Genomic DNA, 22,785 nt, shown 5'->3' with positions numbered 1-22,785 from the left:
CCTCCTTGCTTTCAGTCGTTGCGGCAAACCCCGCAACATGCCAGGTGAAAACCTGTTTTGACTATTTTTGATCTTAGGAACCATCATGGCCGTGACTGTTGAAACCCTTGAAAAGCTCGAGCGCAAAATGACGCTCTCGCTGCCCGTCAACACCATTCAGTCGGAAGTTGACACCCGTCTGAAGAAGCTGGCCCGTACGGTCAAGATGGACGGCTTCCGTCCGGGCAAAGTCCCCATGAACGTGGTGGCCCAGCGTTACGGCTATTCGGTGCACTACGAAGTCATGAACGACAAGGTCGGTGAAGCTTTTGCGGTGGCCGCCAATGAAGCCAAGCTGCGCGTTGCCGGTCAGCCCCGCATCAGCGAAAAAGAAGGTGCGCCTGAGGGCGAACTGGTGTTTGACGCGGTGTTTGAGGTTTACCCTGAAGTCAAGATCGCCGACCTGTCGGGCGCCGAAGTCGAAAAGGTCAGCGCTGAAGTCAGCGACGCCGCCATCGACAAGACCCTGGATATTCTGCGCAAGCAGCGCCGTACCTTTGCCCAGCGCGCAGCCGATGCGCCGGCGCAAGACGGTGACCGCGCCACCATCGACTTCGAAGGCAAGATCGACGGCGAGCCTTTCGCAGGCGGCAAGGCCGAGGACTACCAGTTCCTGATCGGCGACGGGCAGATGCTCAAGGAATTTGAAGACGCCGTGCGCGGCATGAAAAGCGGTGAAAGCAAGACTTTCCCCCTGAACTTCCCCGCCGACTACCACGGTAAAGATGTGGCCGGAAAACAGGCCGATTTCCTCGTGACGGTCAAAAAGATCGAAGCAGCTCACCTGCCCGAAGTCAATGAAGCACTGGCCAAGTCCTTGGGCATCGCTGACGCCACGGTCGAAGGCCTGCGCACCGACATCAAGAAAAACCTCGAGCGCGAAGTCAAGTTCCGCCTGCTGGCCCGTAACAAGAACGCAGTGATGGACGCGCTGGTCGCCAACGCCGAACTCGACCTGCCCAAGTCCAGCGTGCAGGCCGAGCTGGACCGCATGATCGAAGGCGCCCGCGCTGACTTGAAGCAGCGCGGCATCAAGGACGCCGACAAGGCGCCGATTCCCGAAGAAATCTTCCGTCCCCAAGCCGAAAAGCGCGTGCGCCTGGGCCTGGTGGTGGCTGAATTGGTGCGCAGCAGCGACCTGCAGGCCAAGCCCGAGCAGCTCAAGGCGCACATCGAAGAGCTGGCCGCCAGCTACGAGAAGCCGCAAGACGTGGTGCGCTGGTACCTGAGCGACAACCGCCGCATGGCCGAAGTCGAGGCTGTTGTGATTGAAAACAACGTGACCGACTTCGTGCTGGGCAAGGCCAAAGTCAGCGAAAAAACCATCTCCTTCGACGAGCTGATGGGCCAGAACTGATTCTTCAGCGCCTTTGCTGACATTGGGGCTTGTGCTTTGCGGCACAGGCCCCAATTTCTTTGAGCTACGGCACAACAGCTCGCGAATCTGTTGTCAGCCATCGCCGAAACTCCCTGGGGGAGTTTTTGGGTACAGTACAAACATCTCTGGAGAAAACATGATGGTCCGAAACAGTATTTACGGCGGCGCTTATACGGCCCCGCAAGCCGGCGCGCAGGATGCACAAGGCCTGGGCATGGTGCCCATGGTCATCGAGCAATCCGGCCGCGGCGAGCGCTCTTACGACATTTATTCGCGCCTGCTCAAGGAACGCGTGATTTTCCTGGTGGGGCCGGTCAATGACCAGACGGCCAACCTGGTGGTGGCCCAGCTCCTCTTCCTGGAAAGCGAAAACCCGGACAAGGACATTTCCTTCTACATCAACTCCCCCGGCGGTTCCGTGACGGCCGGCATGGCGATTTACGACACCATGCAATTCATCAAGCCCGACGTTTCCACCCTGTGCGTGGGCATGGCGGCCAGCATGGGTGCTTTCCTGCTGTCGGCCGGCACCAAAGGCAAGCGCTTTTCGCTGCCCAACTCGCGTGTCATGATTCACCAGCCATCCGGTGGTGCGCAAGGCCAGGCGTCGGACATTGAAATCCATGCCCGCGACATTCTCAAGACGCGGGACCAGCTCAATCGCATCCTGGCGGCCAATACCGGCCAGCCTATCGAAAAGATCGAGCGCGACACCGAGCGTGACTATTTCATGTTTGCGGAAGATGCCAAAGAGTACGGGCTGGTCGACCAGGTCATTTCCAAGCGGCCCTGAGCGTCGAAAGCTCTTCAGTTGCACTGCAACAACGGCGTTTTCTGTAACAGGAACGCCGTTTTTTTATTGGTTATCATTAGGTAACAGTTCCCCTCCAGGCTCCTTAAAGGCATCCCCCCAATGGCCGAGAAAAAAGGCTCCTCCAGCGAAAAGACTTTGCACTGCTCCTTCTGCGGTAAAAGTCAGCACGAAGTCAAAAAACTGATCGCTGGCCCTTCGGTTTTTATCTGTGACGAGTGCATCGATCTTTGCAACGAGATCATTCGCGACGAACTCCCCGCTGGTGACGACGTTCGTGAGACGCGCACCGACCTGCCCACGCCCTCAGAGATCAAGGGAACACTGGACGGCTATGTTATTGGCCAGGAACCGGCCAAGCGCACCCTTGCAGTGGCGGTGTACAACCATTACAAACGCCTGCGCCATAAGGAAAAAGCCAAAAAAGACGATGTGGAGCTGACCAAAAGCAATATTTTGCTGATCGGCCCCACCGGTTCCGGCAAGACCCTGCTGGCCCAAACGCTCGCGCGTACGCTCAACGTTCCCTTTGTGATGGCCGACGCTACTACGCTGACCGAAGCCGGTTATGTCGGTGAGGACGTCGAAAACATCATCCAGAAGCTGTTGCAGAGCTGCAATTACGAAGTTGAACGTGCCCAGCAGGGAATCGTCTACATTGACGAAATTGACAAGATTTCGCGCAAGTCCGATAACCCGTCCATCACGCGTGACGTGTCAGGCGAGGGTGTGCAGCAGGCGCTGCTCAAGCTGATTGAAGGAACGATGGCGTCGGTGCCGCCACAGGGCGGCCGCAAGCACCCCAACCAGGACTTCTTGCAGGTGGACACCACGAATATCCTGTTTATCTGCGGCGGTGCATTCTCAGGTCTGGAAAAGGTTATCGAGAACCGGACCGAAGCTTCCGGGATCGGTTTTGGCGCCGCCGTCAAGAGCAAGAAGGCCCGCAGCCTGACCGAAGCCTTCAAGGATGTCGAGCCTGAAGACCTGATCAAGTTCGGGCTGATTCCTGAGCTGGTCGGCCGGATGCCGGTCGTGGCGACGCTGGCCGAGCTCACAGAAGACGCACTCGTGCAAATCCTGACAGAACCCAAAAATGCCGTGGTCAAACAATTCAGCAAGTTGCTGGCCATGGAAGGGGTTGATCTGGAAATCCGGCCCTCCGCACTCAAAGCCATTGCCCGCAGGGCGCTGGCCCGTAAAACCGGTGCGCGCGGCTTGCGTTCCATCCTGGAGCAGTCGCTGATCGACACCATGTTCGACCTGCCGAATGCCAGCAATGTGGATAAAGTGGTGGTGGACGAGTCCACAATCGAAGAAAACAAAGCTCCCTTGCTTGTGTACCGTGAAGCGGCCAAGAAAGCCTGAACACCCCAAAAGGCTGGCCGGAATGCTTGAAAAGCGCCTCCTGCGCCCCATGTCTGGGTTGATTGTGTTTCGCCGGGCCATGCAACTGGCTGCCACGGCCAACGTTTAAGGTTTATATGTCCGGACAAACTTCATTGCCTTCCACCCCCATTGACCTTCCTCTCCTGCCTCTGCGGGATGTGGTGGTCTTTCCGCACATGGTGATCCCGCTGTTCGTGGGTCGCCCCAAGAGCATCAAGGCGCTGGAGTCGGCCATGGAAGCCGAGCGCCGCATCATGCTGGTGGCACAAAAAGCCGCTGCCAAGGATGAGCCTTCGGTGGAAGATATGTTCCAGGTGGGCTGTGTTGCCACGATCCTGCAACTGCTCAAATTGCCTGACGGTACCGTCAAGGTTTTGGTGGAAGGACAGCAGCGCGCCAGTGTTAACAAGATCGAAGAGGGCGAGCAGCATTTCACGGCCAATGTCACACCTGTTGAGCCGGTGGTGGTGATCGCCGGTGACAAGACCAGTGAGATTGAAGCTCTGCGCCGTGCCGTGATGCAGCAGTTTGACCACTACGTCAAACTGAACAAGAAAATTCCGCCCGAGATACTGACCTCGATTTCCAGCATCGACGATGCGGGACGCCTGGCCGACACGATCGCCGCGCACCTTCCCCTCAAGCTGGATGCGAAGCAGGTGATCCTGGATCTTGACAATGTCAAGGCCCGGCTGGAGAACCTGTACGAACAGCTTGAGCGTGAGGTCGACATCCTCAACGTCGACAAAAAAATCCGTGGGCGTGTGAAGCGTCAGATGGAAAAGAACCAGCGCGATTTCTACCTCAACGAGCAGGTCAAGGCCATCCAGAAGGAACTAGGCGAAGGCGAAGAGGGGGCGGACATCGAAGAGATCGAGAAAAAGATCAAGACCGCCAAGATGCCGCAGGAAGCCCGTAAAAAGGCCGAGAGCGAGCTCAAAAAACTCAAGCTCATGTCGCCCATGTCCGCCGAGGCGACCGTGGTGCGCACCTATATCGATGTGTTGACCGGCCTGCCGTGGAGCAAAAAGACCAAGATCAAGCACGACCTGGGCAACGCCGAGAACGTTCTTAACGAAGACCACTACGGTCTTGAAAAAGTCAAAGACCGCATTGTTGAGTATCTTGCGGTGCAGCAGCGCGTGGACAAGCTCAAGGCTCCGATCCTGTGTCTGGTTGGGCCTCCGGGGGTTGGTAAAACCTCCCTGGGCCAGTCGATCGCCAAGGCCACGGGCCGCAAGTACGTGCGTATGGCTTTGGGCGGCATGCGCGATGAGGCTGAAATTCGCGGCCATCGCCGCACCTATATCGGCGCCTTGCCGGGCAAGGTTCTGCAGAGCCTGACCAAGGCCGGCACGCGCAATCCGCTGTTCCTGCTGGATGAGATTGACAAGCTGGGCACCGACTTCCGTGGTGACCCCTCCAGCGCGCTGCTGGAGGTGCTTGACCCTGAGCAGAATCACACCTTCGGTGACCACTATGTCGAGGTGGACTTCGACCTGAGCGATGTGATGTTCGTGGCCACCTCGAACTCGATGAATATTCCGCCGGCCTTGCTGGACCGCATGGAGGTGATTCGCCTGTCCGGTTACACCGAAGACGAAAAGACCAGCATCGCGATGCGCTATCTGTTGCCCAAGCAGGTCAAGAACAACGGCGTGAAGGAAGAAGAGCTTGAAGTGCAGGAGCAGGCCGTGCGCGACATCGTGCGTTACTACACACGTGAAGCCGGCGTGCGCTCGCTTGAACGCGAACTCTCCAAGATCTGCCGCAAGGTGGTCAAGGGAATCCAGCTCAAAAAGATGACACCCAAGGTCGTCGTGACACCCGATAACCTCAACGATTTTCTGGGGGTGCGCAAGTTCAACTATGGCCGTGCCGAACAACAAAACCAGGTCGGCCAGGTGGTGGGGCTGGCCTGGACGGAAGTCGGCGGCGACTTGCTGACGATTGAGGCTGCCATGATGCCCGGCAAGGGCGTGATCACACGTACGGGATCGCTGGGCGATGTCATGAAGGAATCCGTCGAAGCCGCACGCACGGTGGTGCGCAGCCGCTCCAAGGTTCTCGGCATCAAGGACGAGATGTTCGAAAAGCGCGATATCCATATCCACGTACCGGACGGTGCGACGCCCAAGGACGGTCCAAGCGCGGGCGCCGCGATGACCACTGCTTTTGTTTCCGCGATGACGGGTATCCCTGTGCGTGGTGATGTGGCCATGACGGGTGAGATCACCCTGCGCGGCGAGGTCACGGCCATCGGCGGGCTCAAGGAAAAGCTGCTCGCCGCCTTGAGGGGTGGCATCAAGACCGTGCTGATCCCCGAGGAAAATGCCAAGGACCTGCAGGAGATTCCAGACAACGTCAAGAGCGGCCTGGAGATCGTGCCGGTGAAATGGATCGACCAGGTGTTGCAGGTTGCGCTCGAGCGCCAGCCTGTTCCGCTGACCGACGAGGAAGCCGCTGTTGTTGCGCCGGCTGCTGTGGTTCCGCCTGCGGAAGCAGCCGGTACGGTGAAGCATTAATGAGGCCTTTCGCAAAGTTTTTTGCGGCTTTTGGAAAAGCCCAAAAAACTACGCTATAATTTGAGGCTGTAATCGCGGGAGTAGCTCAGTTGGTAGAGCGCAACCTTGCCAAGGTTGAGGTCGAGAGTTCGAGACTCTTCTCCCGCTCCAATTCAAAGGGCAGCACTTTAAAAATGCTGTCCTTTTTCATTGGGGGTTTCGTTGGATTATTGGGTAAAGCCATCGGGCTTTATCAAGCAGACAGAATACGGCGCGGTAACAAAGCGGTTATGTACCGGATTGCAAATCCGAGTAGGTCGGTTCGACTCCGGCCCGCGCCTCCATCACAGCTCCCTGCAACCAGCCCCAGTTAAGGGGCTTTTTTGTTTGACAATACGCTGCCGGCCGTTTGAAAACGGCGTTTGAGCCTGAGTGGTGAAATAGGTAGACACAGCGGACTTAAAATCCGCCGCTTCGTGAATAACGGGCGTACCGGTTCGATTCCGGTCTCAGGCACCACGATTGGGCGGCTCACCCACGCGCCGGGCGCGCTTTTGAAAACTGGGTAAGATAAATTCCATCATGTCCCGCTACAACACACCTTTTGAGATCCACGTCCACGGCGAAGTGCCATTGCGCGCGGACGTCAATTTTGAACAGCTGCAGGAGGCCCTCAAGCCGCTGTGGAAATACACCGGCTCCAAGTCCCTGGCGGCCGGTGCTGCCAGCGCTTATGAGGAAGAGCCGGGAATCCGGTTTGATGCACAAAAACATTTGCTGCAAATGTGCTGGACAGTCCCTGGCGACGAAGACTTTCGCCAGGCGCTCGACGAAATGTGCATGGGCCTGAACGACCTCGCTGAAGCGGGTGCTCCCATCGAAGTGACCTTCTACGACTCCGACTTTGACGAAGATGAAGGCGCGGACGAAGAGGAAGCCCGTGATGACTTCGCGATGTATTTTGTGGGCCCCACGCCGGCAGCCATCATGCAGGTGCAGCGCGATCTCCTTGTCCAGGACATGATCGGCCTGATGGAGCGCCACTTTGACGGATCAGAGCTCGGTGAGGTCGTTGCGGCCGTCGACAAGCTGTTCGAGCAGCGCTTTGATGCACTGGTGAACTCCATGCAACTCGGTAAACCGCCGCGCGGCCTGGGCGGCCCCCAAGGTGGCTCCGGCCACGGCGGCGGTGGCCGCAAGCCCCGGCATTTGCACTAAGCCGGTTTGGGTGAGCCTGAGGCTGCTGGCGAGCCAGGAAAGCCGAGTCCTCGCAGGTAAACGTCAATCGCATGTTGACCAACCTCCAGCAGGTCAAAGACCCCGGGATCCAGCAGCCAGTTCTGTATCAGCCCATCGATCAGCGCATGCAACCCCTGCGCCGCCACTGAAGTCGGCACTGGCAATTGGAGGCGCATTTGTTCAGAAGCTGTTTCCATGCTTTGCTGGATGCCGGATAAAAAACCACCGCGCACTGCCAGGTGACGCAGGCGAACCGCCTGGAGTTCTTCCACATACTCGACCTTCTGGGTTGCCACTTCAAAGACCCGCCGCGTTTGCGCGTCAGTCACAATTTGTCGCAGCGCGTTGGCAGCGGAACGTCGTATCCTGTCCATCGGATTGAGGAAGTCCTCGCCGGGATGCTGTTGCGGGTCAATTTCCTGGTTGAACGCGTTCTCCATGGGCAGGGTGACCCGCTCCATCATGGCGTTGAACAGGTCTGCCTTGTCCTTGAAATGCCAGTAGACCGCACCGCGTGTGGCGCCTGCGCGGCGTGCAATGTCCTGCAGGCTTGTGCGTGAGACACCTTGCGCCTGAAACAGGTGTTCAGCGGCATCCAGCAGCTTGTGCCGGGTCGCCATGGCTTCTTCTTTTGTCCGACGGGCCAATCCATGTCTCCTGCAAGTCAATTTAGCGGGTTGTCGTATACATTCACAAATGTATGTAAACTATATCACTCGTAAAAACCCTTATTCTTTTTGTTTTCGGCAAAACGATGACTTGCATCAAATGCCGCTCACATATTCCGTTTTCCGCTTTTTTCCCAAATTTTGAGGATCAGCATGCCCAAGTCTCGCATTGTCTATTCGCCTTTATTCTCCCCGTTTGCGCCATACCAGCCTCTCGTCCTGGTTGCTGCACTCACATTGTTCCTGGCCGGATGCGGCAAGGGGGCCGGCGCTCCCGGCGGGGCACCGCCTCCTGCGGAAGTGGGTGTGGTGACAGTTACCCAGGGTGACGTCGGTTTGGTGACCGAGCTGCCGGGCCGCCTGGAGGCTTCACGCGTGGCACAGGTCAGGGCCCGCGCGGCCGGTATCCTGCAAAAACGGCTGTTCCGTGAAGGCAGCGACGTAAAAGAAGGGCAGGCGCTGTTCACGATTGATCCCGCACCGTATGCCGCCGCCGCTGCCAGCGCGAAAGCGGGCCAGGCGCGCGCCGAGGCCAACCTGGCGCAGGCCGCCGCATTGGCCGAGCGTTACAAGCCGCTGGTAGAAGCCAACGCCATCAGCAAACAGGAATATGCCAACGCTGTCGCGGCACAAAAGCAGGCGGAGGCCGACGTTGCCGTGGGCAAGGCGAATGTGCAGACAGCCAGCATCAACCTGGGCTATGCCGCAGTGACAGCCCCGATCTCGGGCCGCATTGGCCGCGCATTGGTCACCGAAGGTGCGCTGGTTGGCCAGGGTGAGGCCACCCAGCTGGCCGTGGTTCAGCAAATCAACCCCATGTACGTGAACTTCACACAATCCGCGCCTGAAGTCATGAAGCTGCGTGCCGCCATGGAAAGCGGGCAGTTCAAACGCGCCACCGGCGCGGAAGCAGCCAGCGTGCGCATCGTGCTCGAAGACGGCACCGAATATGCCCGTCCCGGCCGACTGCTGTTTTCCGACCTGACGGTCGACGCCACGACGGGGCAGATCACGCTGAGGGCTGAAGTGCCCAATCCCGGCGGCCAGTTGCTGCCCGGCCTCTATGTACGCGTACGCCTGGAGCAGGCGCAGGCCAGCAACGCCATTACCTTGCCCCAGCAAGCTGTCACGCGCACTGCGCAGGGCGACACTGTCATGGTGGTGGGTGACGATGGAAAAGTCAGCCCGCGTCCCATCAAGATCGGCTCCGCCAAGGGCAACCAGTGGGTGGTGCTCGACGGCCTGAAGACTGGCGAAAAAGTCATGGTGGATGGGTTCCAGAAACTGCAGCCAGGTGCACCGGTGAAGCCCGTGCCATGGCAACCGGCCGGTTCGAAGCCGGCGGATGCGGCTTCTGCCCCGACATCCGCCGCCTCCGGCTCGCAAGCTGTTGCGCCCGCTGCCTCCGCTGCTTCTGCAGCAGCGAAGTAAGGAGCCAAATACATGGCCAAGTTTTTCATTGATCGGCCGATCTTTGCCTGGGTGATCGCACTGTTCATCCTGGTGGTCGGCGGCGTGGCGATCACGCAGTTGCCGATTTCCCAGTACCCGCCCGTCGCGCCGCCCTCGATTGTCGTCAACACCGCCTATCCGGGCGCCTCTGCCCAGACGCTCGAAGACAGCGTGTTGTCGGTGATCGAGCGCGAAATGAACGGCTCACCCGGGCTGATCTACATGGAGTCGGTGGCGCAGGCTGACGGCTCCGGCAGCATCACGCTGAGCTTCGAGCCTGGCACCAACCCCGATCTCGCGCAGGTGGATGTGCAGAACCGCCTGTCGCGCGCCTCACCGCGGCTGCCCGCCGCCGTCACGCAGCAAGGCGTTCGCGTCGACAAATCACGCTCCAACTTCCTGCTGTTCATCATGCTGTCGTCCGACAATCCCGCGCACGACCCCGTCGCGCTCGGTGATTACGCTTCGCGCAACATCGTGCCCGAGATCCAGCGTGTCAAAGGAATCGGCCAGGCCCAGCTCTTCGGCAGTGAGCGCGCCATGCGCATCTGGCTGGACCCGGCCAAGCTCACGGGTTTCAGCCTGTCGGCAAATGACGTTAACAACGCCATCCGCGCGCAAAATGCGCAGGTGTCGGCCGGCAGCATCGGCGACCGCCCCAATGTAGCGGGACAAGGCATTGCTGCCACCGTGGTAGTCACCGGCCAGCTTGCCAATGTCGAGCAGTTCGGCAACATTGTCCTTCGCGCCAACACCGACGGTTCATCGGTGCGCCTCAAAGACGTGGCCCGCATCGAACTGGGTGGCCAGACGTATGCCACGTCGGCTCGCCTGAACGGCAAGACGGCGATCGGTATCGGTGTTCAGCTGGCCCCCAGCGGCAACGCGCTTGCCGCTGCCAAGGCCGTTCGAACCAAGATGACCGAGCTCGAGCGCTATTTTCCGCAAGGCATGAAGTGGAGCATCCCCTACGACAGCTCGCGCTTCGTCAAGATTTCGATCTCCCAGGTCGCCGAAACATTGTTCGAGGCCGTGGCCCTGGTGTTCCTGGTCATGTTCCTGTTCCTGCAGAACTGGCGCTACACCATCATCCCGACCATCGTGGTGCCGATTGCATTGCTAGGGACTTTTGCCACCTTGCTGGCGCTCGGTTTCTCGATCAACGTGCTCACCATGTTCGGCATGGTATTGGTGATCGGTATCGTCGTCGATGATGCGATCGTGGTCGTCGAAAACGTCGAACGCATCATGACCGAAGAGGGCTTGCCGCCGCTGGAGGCCACGCGCAAGGCGATGGGCCAGATTTCGGGCGCCATCATTGGCGTGACCGTGGTGCTGATTTCCGTGTTTGTGCCTTTGGCATTCTTCGCGGGCTCGACCGGCAACATCTACCGCCAGTTCTCCGCCGTGATGGTTTCATCCATCGGCTTTTCCGCCTTCCTGGCCCTGTCGCTCACGCCGGCACTTTGCGCCACGCTGCTCAAGCCGGTTGAGGCCGGGCACCATCACGAAAAGAAGGGCTTTTTCGGTTGGTTCAACCGGGGGTTCTCGCGCACCGCAAAAAGCTATGAAGGCATGGTTGCGCGCATTCTCAAGCGCGCCGCGCGTTACCTGGTGATCTATGTGGCCATCATTGCTGCTGTGGCGGTGGTATACCTGCGTTTGCCCACATCCTTCCTGCCCAATGAAGACCAGGGCAACCTGCTGGTGAACGTGCAGTTGCCGCCGGGCGCAACTTACGAGCGCACGCTTTCCGTGATGGAAAAAGTCGAAGGTTTCATGCTCAAGCAGCCGGAAGTCGAAAGCATGGTCGGCGTGCTTGGCTTCAGCTTTTCCGGCCAGGGCCAGAATGCCGCGCTGGCGTTCGTGACGCTCAAGGACTGGAACGAGCGCGACGGCGAAGCGCATTCGGCCTCAGCGATAGCAGGACGGGCTTTCGGCGCCCTCATGGGTGTGCGTGATGCCTTCATCTTTCCGCTCAGCCCTCCACCCATTCCCGAACTGGGCACGGCCTCGGGCTTCAGCTTCCGCCTGCAGGACCGCGGCGGTGCGGGCCATGATGCGCTTATCAACGCACGCAACCAGCTTTTGGGCATGGTTGCCAAGAGTCCGGTGCTCACACAGGTACGGCCCGACGGCCTGGAAGATGCGCCGCAGCTGCAGCTGGACATAGACCGCGACAAAGCCAATGCGCTGGGCGTGCCGTTTGACGCGATCAACGCGGTCCTGTCCACTTCGCTGGGATCCAGCTATGTGAACGACTTCCCCAACCAGGGACGCCTGCAGCGCGTGGTGGTCCAGGCCGACGCGCCTTCGCGCATGCAGCCCGACGACCTGCTCCGGCTCAACGCCATCAACAGCCGCGGCCTGCCGGTTCCGTTGTCGTCGTTTGCCAGCACGCGGTGGATCAAGGGTGCCATGCAAACAGTGCGTTACAACGGCTACCCCGCCGTGCGTATCAGCGGCAGCGCCGCGCCAGGCTACAGCTCGGGCGCAGCGATGGCCGAGATGGAAAAGCTCGCAGCGCAGCTGCCGCAGGGCTTCGGTTTCGAATGGACGGGCCAGTCGCGCGAGGAAAAACTTGCGGGCTCGCAAGCCATGTTGCTCTATGGTTTCGCCATCCTCGCGGTGTTCCTGTGCCTTGCGGCCCTGTACGAAAGCTGGAGCATTCCGCTCGCGGTGATTCTGGTGGTGCCGTTAGGCGTGATTGGTGTATTGCTGGCAACGCTGCTGCGCAGTTATTCGAATGACGTGTACTTCCAGGTGGGGCTGATCACCATCATCGGCCTGTCGGCGAAGAACGCGATCCTGATCATCGAGTTCGCCAAGGACCTGCAGGCGCAGGGCAAGGGCGTGATCGAGTCGGCACTGGCCGCCGCGCATCTGCGGTTCCGACCCATCGTCATGACGTCGCTGGCCTTCGGCTTGGGCGTGCTGCCCCTGGTGCTGGCTTCGGGCGCCGGCTCCGCGAGCCAGCGCGCCATCGGCACCGGCGTGATCGGCGGCATGATCACCGGCACGATCCTGGCTGTGATTTTCGTTCCGGTGTTCTTTGTGGTCGTGCGCGGCCTCTTCAAGGGCAGCGAGCGGCAAAACAGGATGTATTCGGAGCATGCCAAAGCAGCAGGCATCACCGGAGAAGAAGGAAGTGAAGGTAAAGCTCATGAGTAAATCCAGCATGAAACCCAGGTTTCCGCAGCTCTTGGCGGTAGGTGCCGCGGCACTGCTGGCCGGCTGCTCGATGATCCCGAAGTACGAGCGTCCGGCTGCGCCCGTCGCAGACCAGTGGCCGGCTGTTTCCGGTTTCACCACCGGTTCCACGCAGGCGCAGCCTGCTGCTACCGCACCGGCTCCGGCCGTCGCGGCAGCCGACATCGAGTGGCAGGCTTTTTTCAGCGACCCCAAACTGCGGCAGCTGATCGAGGCCTCGCTGCGCAACAACCGCGACCTGCGCATCGCCGTGCTCAATATTGAACAAGCCAGGGCCCAGTACGGGATCCGGCGTGCCGACCAATTCCCCACGATCAATGCCGGCATCACCGGTTCGCGCCAGCCCAATGCCAACGGTAACGGCAGCATCACCAGCTCCTACACCGGCGGTTTGTTGATGCCGTCCTATGAGCTCGACTTTTTCGGCCGGGTCTCCAGCCTGAAAGAGGCGGCATTGGCGCAGTATCTGGCAACGGAAGAAGGGCGCAAGACGGCACAGATCAGCCTGATTGCGTCGGTGGCCAATACCTACCTCAGCTTGCTGGCCGACGAAGAACTGCTGGCCATCACGCAGCAGACGCTGGCTACACGGGAAGAGTCCTTCAAGCTCAGCAAGCTGCGCTTTGACAACGGCGTAGCTTCCGAGCTGGATTTCCGCCAGGCCGAGTCATTGACCGAAGCCGCCCGTGCATCGCTGGCCCAGCTGGTGCGCCAGCGTGCGCTGGACCAGAACGCATTGACCCTGCTGATCGGCCAGCCGCTCAGCGGTGACCTGGCGGTGGCCTTGCCTGCCGGCAAAGGCCTGGCCGACGCACCCATGATGGTGGACGTGCCGGCGGGGCTGCCGTCTGATTTGCTGGAACGCCGCCCTGACATCCGCCAGGCCGAGCAACAGCTGCTGTCTGCCAACGCCGATATCGGCGCTGCCCGTGCGGCTTTTTTCCCGCGCATCTCGCTCACGGCTTCTGCCGGCAGCGCCAGCTCGCACCTGTCGGGTTTGTTCAAGAGCGGGTCCTACGGCTGGACGCTGGCGCCGCAGCTGATCCTTCCGATTTTTGATGCAGGCCGTAACCGTGCCGGGCTGGATTCGGCCAACGCCGGGCGTGACATTGCCATCGCCCAGTACGAAAAGTCCATCCAGACAGCTTTCCGTGAAGTCGCCGATGCGCTGGCGGGCCGCGACACCCTGGGCGAGCAACTGCGTGCCCAGCAGGCGCAGGCCAATGCCGAGGCGACGCGTTTCAAGCTGGCTGATCTGCGCTACCAGAACGGTGTGGCCAGCTACCTGGACCAGCTCGATGCGCAGCGTTCGCTGTTCGCCGCACGTCAGGCGGTGGTGCAAACCCGGCTGGCCCAGCTGCAAAGCCAGGTCACGCTGTACAAGACCCTGGGTGGCGGCTGGAAAGAGCCGCCTGAGGAAGCCTTGAGCCTGAAGGCGTCCACCCAGCTCAGCCGCTGAGATCACCGGGGAGCCAGCCGCCCGGTTCACCCGGGCGAGCCTGGAGGCGCTATCTATTTGATAGCTGCTCGCGCTCGTCGGGTAAGGGTTTCTGGCTGATTTGATATAAATTTTCGGGTAACGGGATATGGATGCGTATCCGTTTTTACCTTGAATTTCTAGTGTATTTTGTGCCTGTGAGCCAGGCGGGACGAGCGCAAGCAGCTATCAAAACTATAGCGGACTGCCTCGGGCCCTCAGGATGCGCGGGCACACCACAAACACCGCCGCCAACCACGCGGCCTCCATCGCGATACCTGTCCATGATCGGTAGCTGGCGTCGCCAGCCATTCAGTTGTGAGGAAGTGTTCCGGATGTATCCACCTGACTTTCGTCCCTCCAACGGCCTCGCGAAGGCACGGTAATTGCTGAAGGGTTACTCCCTACGGGGCCGCGTCTGGTGCGGCGGTATATTCGCTGCCGACTGACAGGCAAACGTGGACTCTCTCATGGGAGGCGAAGCGTTCCATCAACCATGGCGGGCCACAAGCCCGCCAATTTTCTATTCGGGGTGCAACAAGCATGAACTCAACCTGGACGATGAAGGCGCTGACCGGCGCCATGCTGCTGGCCTCGGCCGGCCTGGCTGCCGCAGCCACGGTGCCTGCGGGCGTGAAGCTGCATGAAACGCAGGAACTGGTTCGCAACAACGGTTCCGAGCCTGAAACCCTGGATGCCGCATTGGCGACCGGCGTTCCGGCCAACAACGTGATCCGCGACATGTTTGAGGGGCTGGCGGCTGCCGACCAGAATGGCAAGATCGTCCCCGCTGTGGCAGAGAGCTGGAAGCAGGTCGACCCCCAGACCTGGGTTTTCAAGCTGCGCAAGAACGCCAAATGGTCCAACGGCGACGCAGTGACCGCCGAAGACTTCATCTACAGCATGCGCCGCTTCGTTGACCCGGCGACTGCCTCCAAATACGCTTCCACCTACGGCGTCTTCCTGCTCAATGCCAAAGAGATCATTGAAGGCAAGAAGCCCGTCACCGAACTCGGCGTCAAGGCCATCGATCCCTATACCCTGGAGATCAAGACGCCTTTCCCGGTCGGTTTTCTGCCCGAGGTCGTCTCCAATCCCCAGCTCGCGCCCTTGCATAAAGCCACGATCGAGAAATTCGGCAAAGACTGGACCCGGCCCGCCAACATGGTGAACAACGGCGCGTTCTCCCTGAAAGACTGGCAGGTCAACAGCAAGATCATCCTGGTCAAGAACCCGGCATACTGGGACGCGAAGAATGTCCAGCTCACCAAACTCACCTACCTCTCGGTCGAAGACGGCAATGCCGATGTGAAGCTCTATGAGTCGGGCGAGAACGACTGGGTGTACCAGTTGCCGCCCGGCACCTTCGACAAGTACAAGGCGCAATACCCCAAGGAAATCCGCAACACCGACATGCTGGGCCTGCGCTATTACTCGCTCAACAATGCAGACCCGGCACTCAAGGACATCCGTGTGCGCAAGGCGCTGTCGATGGCGCTGGACCGCGACATCCTCGCGCAGCGCGTGACGGCCGACGGCCAGACGCCTGCTTACGGTGTGATCGTCAAAGGCACTTCGGGCGCCGACGTCACCTCTTACGACTGGGCCAAGTGGCCCGCCGACAAGCGGATCGCCGAAGCCAAAAAGCTCCTGAAGGAAGCGAATCTTCCACCCGGCACCAAGCTCAAGTTCTCCTACAACACCAGCGACTATCACAAGAAAATGGCCATCTTTGCAGCCTCTGAGTGGAAGACCAAGCTGGGCCTGGACGTTGAACTCGAAGCGATGGAATTCAAGGTGCTCATCAAGAAGCGCACCGACAAGGACTACCAGATCGCCCGCAACGGCTGGATCGCCGACTACAACGACGCCACCACCTGGCTCACGCTGGTGCAGTGCGATTCCGACCAGAACTACCACAACAGCTGCAACCGCAAGGCCTCGGCGCTGATCGATGAAGGCAACCAGGCTATGGACCCGGCCAAGCGCAAGGTGCTGCTGACGCAAGCCGCAAAGATGATCATGGAAGACTATCCCATCATCCCTTTGCTGCAATACACCGTACCGCGCCTGGTCAAGCCCTATGTGGGGGGTTATTCGACCACCAACGCGCTGGACCGCTACCGCGGCAAGGACCTGTACATCATCAAGCATTGATGTCCGAATGGCGGGCGCCGCCGTGCGCCTGCCTGTCCTTGGCCTGCTTCTTGCGCCGCAAGTTCCGCTGCACTCCGATATTTTCTGATGCCACGCAGGTCGTTCGGGGCTAAGCTGTGGTCGGCAGAGCCATTCATGCGTTCACATTGACCTAGCCCGGAGATATTCCCCATGTGGTCCTACACCTTCAGGCGCATCCTGGCGACGATTCCCACCTTGCTGGCCGTCGTCACCGTCTGCTATCTCCTGCTGCACGGCACGCCCGGCGGGCCTTTCGACGACGAACGCAAGGTGTCCGCTGCGGTGCTGGCCAACCTGCAGGCCAAGTACCACCTCGATCTGCCACTGTGGCAACAATACCTGTATTACCTCAACAGCCTGCTGCACGGCGACCTGGGCGCTTCGTTTCGTTATGCCGACTGGTCTGTCAATGAACTGGTGGCCAATGCGCTGCCGGTGTCCGCGGCGATAGGTGGGGGCGCCATCGTCATCTCCTTCTTTCTCGGTGTGTTCCTTGGCACGGTGGCCGCCGTGCGCCAGAACAGCGCGGTCGACTACCTCGTGATGCTGCTCGGCAACGCCGGGCATGTGTTTCCCTCGTTTGTGATCGGCCCCGTCCTGATTCTGGTGTTCGCCGTCTGGCTCAAGTGGGCGCCGGCCGGGGGCTGGAATGATTTCGCCCCGCGTTTCATGATCCTGCCCATGCTGTTGCTGATTTTCATCAACGTGGCCACCATCGCGCGCGTCATGCGCGGCAGCCTGATTGAGGTGCTGCACAGCAATTTCATCCGCACCGCGCGCGCCAAGGGCCTGCCCATGCGCACCGTCATCCTGCGCCACGCCCTCAAGCCCGCATTGTTGCCGGTGGTGTCCGTCATGGGCCCCCTGGCGATCTCATCGATCACGTCGGCTATCGTGACCGAGTCGGTGTTCTCCCTGCCGGGCATCGGCAAGCTGATCGTCAACGGCGCCGCCAACCGCGACTACACGCTGGTACTGGGCCTCGTTGTGCTGGTGACCGTGATTGCCGTCACGCTGAACCTGCTGGTGGACCTGGCCTACGCCTTGCTCGACCCGAAGATCCGGTACTGAGCAGGGACTGCATGTTGTTTGAACAAAAAACCAGGCAAGACCAGCTCGCCGCGGCTGTCGGCCAGACGCTGGCTGACGCCGAGATCCACGGCCGAAGCCCCTGGGCGGATGCGCGCGTACGCTTCATGCGCAACAAGGCCGCGGTGTTCAGCCTGTACCTGCTGGCATTCATTACGCTGTGCTGCATCGTCGGGCCCTGGTTGCTGCCGCATGCCTTCGATGCGGCCGACTGGGGCGCGATGAGCCTGCCGCCCACGCTCAAGAATGCCCATTTTTTCGGCACCGACGAGTCCGGCCGCGACCTGCTGGTGCGCAGCCTGGTGGGCGGCCGCGTGTCGCTGCTGGTGGGGTTCCTCGCGACTATGTCAGCCGTCACGCTGGGCATTGTGTGGGGTGCGACAGCCGGCTTCATCGGCGGCAGGGTAGACGCCTTCATGATGCGCGTCGTCGACATGATGTACGCCGTGCCTTACCTGCTGATCGCCATCCTGATGGTGACCATATTGGGGCGGGCCTTTTACCTGGTGGTGATCACCATCACGGTGTTTTCCTGGATGAACATGGCACGCGTAGTGCGGGGCCAGACGCTGTCGCTGCGTTCCAAGGAGTTCATTGAAGCGGCCCGCGCGCTGGGCGTGCCTACACGGCGCATCATCTTCCAGCACATCGTTCCCAACCTTCTGGGGATCGTCGCGATCTATACCACGGTCACCGTGCCGGCCGTGATCCTGGTCGAGTCCGTGCTGTCGTTCCTGGGGCTGGGCATCCAGGAGCCCATGACAAGCTGGGGCGTCCTGATCCACGACGGTGCATCCGTCATGGAAGTCTCGCCCTGGATGCTGTTGTTTCCGGCGGGCATGCTTTCGCTGACGCTGTACTGCTTTAACTACATCGGGGACGGCCTGCGCGATGCGCTCGACCCCAAAGACCGCTGAGCCGCACCATGAGCCTGATTGAAGTCAATAACCTCGGGGTTCAGTTCCAGACCCAGGACGGGCTGATCTACGCCGTCAACGGCATCAACTTTTCGCTGGAGCGCGGCCAGACCCTGGGCATCGTCGGCGAGAGCGGCTCCGGTAAAAGCCAGAGCGTGCTGGCCATGATGGGCCTGCTCGCCGGCAACGGCAAAGCCACCGGCCAGGCCTTGTACAAGGGTCAGGATCTGCTGGCCATGAAGCCGGCCGAGCTCAACAAGATACGCGGCAACCGCGTGGCCATGATCTTCCAGGACCCGATGACTTCGCTGAACCCTTACCTGACGGTGGAGCGGCAGATGACTGAAGTGCTGCAGTTCCACAAGGGCCTGGACCGGAAGTCCGCCCGCGCCAGGTCGGTGCAACTGCTCGATGCGGTCAAGATCCCGGAAGCCGCTCGCCGCATCACCATGTACCCGCACGAGTTTTCGGGCGGCATGCGCCAGCGCGTGATGATCGCCATGGCCTTGCTCTGCGAGCCCGAAGTGTTGATCGCCGACGAGCCCACCACGGCGCTGGACGTGACGGTGCAGGCGCAGATCATCGCCTTGCTGCGTGACCTGCAGCGTGACTTCGGCACGGCGATCGTCATGATCACGCACGACCTGGGCGTGGTGGCTGGCTTGTGCGATGAGGTGATGGTGCTGTATGGCGGCCGCGTGATGGAGCAGGGCAGTGCCGACAGCATTTTTTATGGTGCGTCCCATCCGTATACCGTGGGCCTGCTGGGCGCCATACCGCGCCTGGACGCGGACGACGAAGCGCTTGTGGCCATCCCCGGTGCACCGCCCAACATGGCGCGGCTTCCCAAGGGCTGCCCGTTCAGCGAGCGTTGCGTGCTGGCCAGTGAGCAGTGCCGTGACGTGATGCCCGCGCTGCTGCCGGCCTCGCACAACCCGGCGGTGCTGAGGGCCTGTCACAAATCAAGCGAGGCTGTGTCTGAACTTGCGGCCAGGGGAGCCGTCCATGCGTGATGCCTCTCAACCTATTTTGTCGGTGCGCGACCTGAAGGTGCACTTCAGGATCAAAAGTGGCGCCTGGCCCTGGTCGCCGGCGCGAATCCTGAAAGCCGTGGACGGCATTTCCTTCGACATCCATGCGGGCGAAACGCTGGGCGTGGTGGGTGAGTCGGGCTGCGGAAAATCCACCTTGGCGCGTGCGGTGCTGAACCTGATTCCTGCCACCGCCGGCAACATTGTGTGGATGGGGCAGGAAATGACCGGCGCCTCCCCCCGGGCCTGGCTGGGCGTCAGGTCAGACATCCAGATGATCTTCCAGGACCCGCTGGCTTCGCTGGACCCGCGCATGACCATCGCGCAGATCATTGCCGAACCTTTGCGCACGCATCGGCCGCGCATGCCCGAGGCCGAAGTGATGCAGCGCGTTAAAACCATAATGAGCCGCGTCGGCCTGATGCCGCAGCAGATCAACCGCTACCCGCATGAATTTTCAGGCGGCCAGTGCCAGCGCATCGGCATCGCCCGGGCGCTGATCCTGGAGCCCAAGCTCATCATCTGCGACGAGCCGGTGTCGGCCCTGGATGTCTCGATCCAGGCGCAGATCATCAACCTGCTCAAGGCCCTGCAAAAGTCCATGGGCCTGGCGCTGATCTTCATCGCGCATGACCTGGCGGTCGTCAAACACATCAGCGACCGCATCCTGGTGATGTACCTGGGGCATGAAATGGAAGTGGCAAAAAAGAAGGCGCTGTATGCCGCGCCGCGCCACCCCTACACGCAGGCATTGCTGTCGGCGATCCCGATTCCCGATCCTGCGCTGGAGCGAAAGAAGGTGATTCAGTTGCTGCAAGGCGACCTGCCGTCGCCCATGTCCCCGCCCTCGGGGTGTGTATTCCGAACGCGCTGCCCGCAGGCCATTGCGCGTTGTGCCGAAGAGGTGCCCGAGCTTCGCCGCCTGGACGACCAGACTGAAGCGGCTTGCCTGCTGGCTTGAGGGGTTTTATGGCTGCAGCCTAATAAGGGCGGGCGCGAGCAGCTATTAAAACAATAGCGATCTGGTTCAGGCCCGAAGAACGCAGAGGTACGCGGCGAACACCGCGGCGAGCCACACGGTTTCTACCAGCATCAACGCCATGGGCCGCCAGCCTAGCCGCACCAGTTCCTCGAACGAGGTTTTAATGCCCAGCGCTGAAATAGCGATCACCAGGCAGACCCGGGAGACATGGCCCAGCGCGTTTGTGAGCTGCTGAGTGACAACGCCCACGCTATTCAGCAGTACCAGCGCCATGAACCCCACCAGAAAAAAAGGCAGCAAAGGGGTGCGCCGGCCGGCATTGCCTGGTGTGCTGATCTGGCGCCGCCAGTAATACGCGAGCACCGCTACCACCGGCACCAGCAGCGTGACACGGAAAAGCTTGACGATCACCGCCACATCGCCGGCATCATGGGAAATCATCAGGCCAGCACCCACCACTTGCGCCACGTCGTGGATCGTGCCGCCCAGAAAGATGCCGGCGCTGGTTTCGTCCAGGCCCAGCACCTTGACCAGCAAGGGGTAGACCACCATTGCCAGCGTCGACAAGCCTGTTACGCCGACCACGGTGAGCAGCGTGTGGCGCTCGTTCTCCTCGGTTTTCGGCATGACGGCCGCAACCGCCAGTGCCGCCGACGCGCCGCAGATGGACACGGCTGCACCGCAGAGCAGGCCGAAGTCGGTGGCAAGGCCCAGGCGCCGCGCCAGCCAGGCGCCCAGCGCAATGGTGCTGGCAACCCCCAGCAGGGCGGTGGCCAGCGGGCCGATGCCGAGCTGGCCGATTTGCGCTAGCGTGATGCGCGCGCCCAGCAAGGCCACACCGATGCGCAGCAGGGTTTTGGCACAGAACTCGATGCCGGGTCGGCAACGCGCATCCTGGTACAGGAAATGAAACGCCAGCCCGAACAGCAGCGCGTACAGCAGCTGCGGGCCGCCGTAATGCTCGGACAGGAAACTGGCGCCCAGCATGATGAGAAGCGGCGAGGCAATGCCGGGCCAGAGATTGCGGGTGTGTTGAAGCCAAAGGTGTGCGTGGCTGGGCATGGTGATGCAAACCTGAAGAAAAAGGGCAGGAGAAATCCGCCGCGAAAAGGCGGATGAAAAGGAAGTGAATGAGTGAAGGAGAAAGAGGCTAGGGGTAAGAGCTAGGAGAGAAGCAAAGGCAGGAGGTAAAACCCTCAGGCAGCCAATGCGTCAAACCCCTGCTGCAAGTCGCTCACCAGGTCGGCCGGGTCTTCCAGCCCGATGTGCAGGCGCACGATCTGGCCGTGGCCCGACCAGTCGGTCACGCTGCGGGCGCCGCGCATGTTGGTCAGCGTAACCAGGCTTTCATAGCCGCCCCATGAAGCGCCCAGGCCAAACAGCCGCAGGCCGTCGATCAGCCGCTCGGCGGCAGCCTGGTCGAAGGTGGGCTGAAGCTCGAAGGACAGCAGGCCATTGGTGCCTTTGCAGTCGCGTTGCCAGATGGCGTGGCCTGGATGGTCGGGCAGGGCCGGGCAGAACACGGTCACCACTTCGCTGCGCGTTTGCAGCCAGGCCGCTACCTTCAGGGCGCCGCTTTCGTGCAGGGCCAGGCGCGCGGCCATGCTGCGTGTGCCGCGCAGCACCAGGTAGGCATCGTCGGGGCTTACCGTCATGCCGAAGGCATCGCTGCGTTCGTTCAGCGCCTGCCAGGCGGCTTGCGTGGTGGCTACGGTGCCCATCATCACGTCGGAGTGGCCCGACAGGTATTTGGTGGCCGCCATGATGGACACGTCGGCGCCCAGCGCCAGCGGCCGGTATTGGTAGCCTGAGCCCCAGGTGTTGTCGGCCACCAGCAGCAGACCCCGCGCACGGGCAATGCCGGCCAGGCGCGGCAGGTCGCACATTTCATACACCAGCGAACCCGGGCATTCGGCATAAATCATGCACGTGCCGGCCTCGATTTTTTCTTCCACGTCACTGCCGTCGGCTGCGAAGAAGGTGCAGCGGATGTTGTAGGGCGTGAGGAAGGATTCCACCAGCTTGCGCGCCGGTTCGTAGACGCTGTCCGACATCAGCAGGTGGTCGCCGGGCTTGAGGTAGGACAGCAGCGTCATCGCGATGGCGGCCAGGCCTGTAGGGAAGAGACGCGTACGGTACGCGCCTTCAAGCTCGCTGACCATGTCTTCCAGCGCGTAGTTGGTCGGGTTGCCGCGCGCCCCGTAGGTGAACACGCGCTCCTCGCCGCGGCGCAGGCGCATCTCGCGCTGGTGCGCTGTGTTGTCAAACAGCACGGTGCTGGCGCGCACCACGGCCGGGTTGACCGGCCGGCCGCCGTCATAGGCAGGCTGCTTGCCGGCGTGGACCAGGCGGGTCAGAGGTGACGCACTGGGTGCGGTGGCCGGTGGTGTTTTTTTGCTCATGTCGGGGCGGTTTGATGAA

16 protein-coding genes and 3 tRNA genes are annotated in these 22,785 nt (G+C 60.9%); 16 read left to right on the top strand and 3 right to left on the bottom strand.

The features are described from left to right. Window positions 1-85 precede the first annotated feature (85 nt). The 8 genes from tig (at window position 86) to AC1D1J_RS04745 (ending at window position 7,339) form a co-directional block, all read left to right on the top strand. Window positions 86-1,396: a trigger factor gene (gene tig, locus AC1D1J_RS04780; RefSeq protein WP_477685378.1), complete on the top strand. Its 1,311-nt coding sequence runs from the start codon at window positions 86-88 to the stop codon at window positions 1,394-1,396. A 157-nt stretch (window positions 1,397-1,553) separates the two neighbouring features. After that, window positions 1,554-2,210 carry an ATP-dependent Clp endopeptidase proteolytic subunit ClpP gene (gene clpP, locus AC1D1J_RS04775; protein ID WP_477669029.1) on the top strand — a complete coding sequence of 219 codons (657 nt, stop codon included), beginning with the start codon at window positions 1,554-1,556 and terminating at the stop codon, window positions 2,208-2,210. A 120-nt stretch (window positions 2,211-2,330) separates the two neighbouring features. Next, window positions 2,331-3,596 (top strand): ATP-dependent Clp protease ATP-binding subunit ClpX, encoded by a 1,266-nt coding sequence (gene clpX, locus AC1D1J_RS04770; protein WP_457280299.1) that lies wholly within the window; start codon window positions 2,331-2,333, stop codon window positions 3,594-3,596. 116 nt (window positions 3,597-3,712) lie between these two features. Next, window positions 3,713-6,142, top strand: coding sequence for an endopeptidase La (gene lon / locus AC1D1J_RS04765; RefSeq protein ID WP_477665737.1), 2,430 nt, complete (start codon window positions 3,713-3,715; stop codon window positions 6,140-6,142). Between the two features lie 74 nt (window positions 6,143-6,216). Continuing rightward, window positions 6,217-6,292, top strand: a tRNA-Gly gene (locus AC1D1J_RS04760). Between the two features lie 99 nt (window positions 6,293-6,391). Next, a tRNA-Cys gene (locus tag AC1D1J_RS04755) sits at window positions 6,392-6,465 on the top strand. Window positions 6,466-6,547: 82 nt separating this feature from the next. Beyond that, a tRNA-Leu gene (locus AC1D1J_RS04750) sits at window positions 6,548-6,640 on the top strand. A gap of 63 nt (window positions 6,641-6,703) precedes the next feature. Then, window positions 6,704-7,339 (top strand): DUF6806 family protein, encoded by a 636-nt coding sequence (locus tag AC1D1J_RS04745; protein WP_457280301.1) that lies wholly within the window; start codon window positions 6,704-6,706, stop codon window positions 7,337-7,339. Here AC1D1J_RS04745 and AC1D1J_RS04740 read toward each other — a convergent pair. Then, window positions 7,336-8,007: a TetR family transcriptional regulator gene (locus tag AC1D1J_RS04740; protein WP_477685379.1), complete on the bottom strand. Its 672-nt coding sequence runs from the start codon at window positions 8,005-8,007 to the stop codon at window positions 7,336-7,338. The two genes, AC1D1J_RS04745 and AC1D1J_RS04740, sit on opposite strands and share 4 nt — an antisense overlap. A 174-nt stretch (window positions 8,008-8,181) precedes the next feature. Between AC1D1J_RS04740 and AC1D1J_RS04735 the strand changes: the two genes are divergently transcribed. The 8 genes from AC1D1J_RS04735 (at window position 8,182) to oppF (ending at window position 20,343) form a co-directional block, all read left to right on the top strand. Continuing rightward, complete coding sequence (locus tag AC1D1J_RS04735) at window positions 8,182-9,459, top strand: efflux RND transporter periplasmic adaptor subunit (protein WP_477694010.1); 1,278 nt, start codon at window positions 8,182-8,184, stop codon at window positions 9,457-9,459. A 12-nt stretch (window positions 9,460-9,471) separates the two neighbouring features. Next, window positions 9,472-12,651, top strand: a complete 3,180-nt coding sequence (locus AC1D1J_RS04730; protein ID WP_477694009.1) for an efflux RND transporter permease subunit — start codon at window positions 9,472-9,474, stop codon at window positions 12,649-12,651. After that, window positions 12,644-14,149 (top strand): efflux transporter outer membrane subunit, encoded by a 1,506-nt coding sequence (locus tag AC1D1J_RS04725; protein ID WP_477685382.1) that lies wholly within the window; start codon window positions 12,644-12,646, stop codon window positions 14,147-14,149. The genes AC1D1J_RS04730 and AC1D1J_RS04725 overlap by 8 nt, the downstream gene beginning before the upstream one ends. A 561-nt stretch (window positions 14,150-14,710) precedes the next feature. Continuing rightward, the gene (locus tag AC1D1J_RS04720; RefSeq protein ID WP_477694008.1) at window positions 14,711-16,324 is read left to right on the top strand and encodes a peptide ABC transporter substrate-binding protein; all 1,614 of its coding nucleotides are present in this window, start codon (window positions 14,711-14,713) and stop codon (window positions 16,322-16,324) included. A gap of 171 nt (window positions 16,325-16,495) precedes the next feature. Next, window positions 16,496-17,416, top strand: a complete 921-nt coding sequence (gene oppB / locus AC1D1J_RS04715; RefSeq protein ID WP_477694007.1) for an oligopeptide ABC transporter permease OppB — start codon at window positions 16,496-16,498, stop codon at window positions 17,414-17,416. A gap of 11 nt (window positions 17,417-17,427) precedes the next feature. Beyond that, window positions 17,428-18,351, top strand: coding sequence for an ABC transporter permease subunit (locus AC1D1J_RS04710; protein ID WP_477694006.1), 924 nt, complete (start codon window positions 17,428-17,430; stop codon window positions 18,349-18,351). An 8-nt stretch (window positions 18,352-18,359) separates the two neighbouring features. Further along, on the top strand, window positions 18,360-19,364 hold the full coding sequence (locus tag AC1D1J_RS04705; RefSeq protein WP_477694005.1) for an oligopeptide/dipeptide ABC transporter ATP-binding protein: 1,005 nt from the start codon (window positions 18,360-18,362) through the stop codon (window positions 19,362-19,364). Then, complete coding sequence (gene oppF / locus AC1D1J_RS04700) at window positions 19,357-20,343, top strand: murein tripeptide/oligopeptide ABC transporter ATP binding protein OppF (RefSeq protein WP_477694004.1); 987 nt, start codon at window positions 19,357-19,359, stop codon at window positions 20,341-20,343. The genes AC1D1J_RS04705 and oppF overlap by 8 nt, the downstream gene beginning before the upstream one ends. A gap of 66 nt (window positions 20,344-20,409) precedes the next feature. Here oppF and AC1D1J_RS04695 read toward each other — a convergent pair whose 3' ends face one another. Together AC1D1J_RS04695 and metC are read right to left on the bottom strand one after the other, a co-directional pair. Further along, window positions 20,410-21,426: a YeiH family protein gene (locus tag AC1D1J_RS04695; protein ID WP_477685387.1), complete on the bottom strand. Its 1,017-nt coding sequence runs from the start codon at window positions 21,424-21,426 to the stop codon at window positions 20,410-20,412. Window positions 21,427-21,560: 134 nt separating this feature from the next. Further along, window positions 21,561-22,766, bottom strand: coding sequence for a cystathionine beta-lyase (gene metC, locus AC1D1J_RS04690; RefSeq protein WP_477694003.1), 1,206 nt, complete (start codon window positions 22,764-22,766; stop codon window positions 21,561-21,563). Between the last annotated feature and the right edge of the window lie 19 nt (window positions 22,767-22,785).

The sequence above is a fragment of the Polaromonas sp. P1_F8 genome, assembly GCF_056405635.1.
This window is presented reverse-complemented; position numbering and strand designations above follow the sequence as displayed.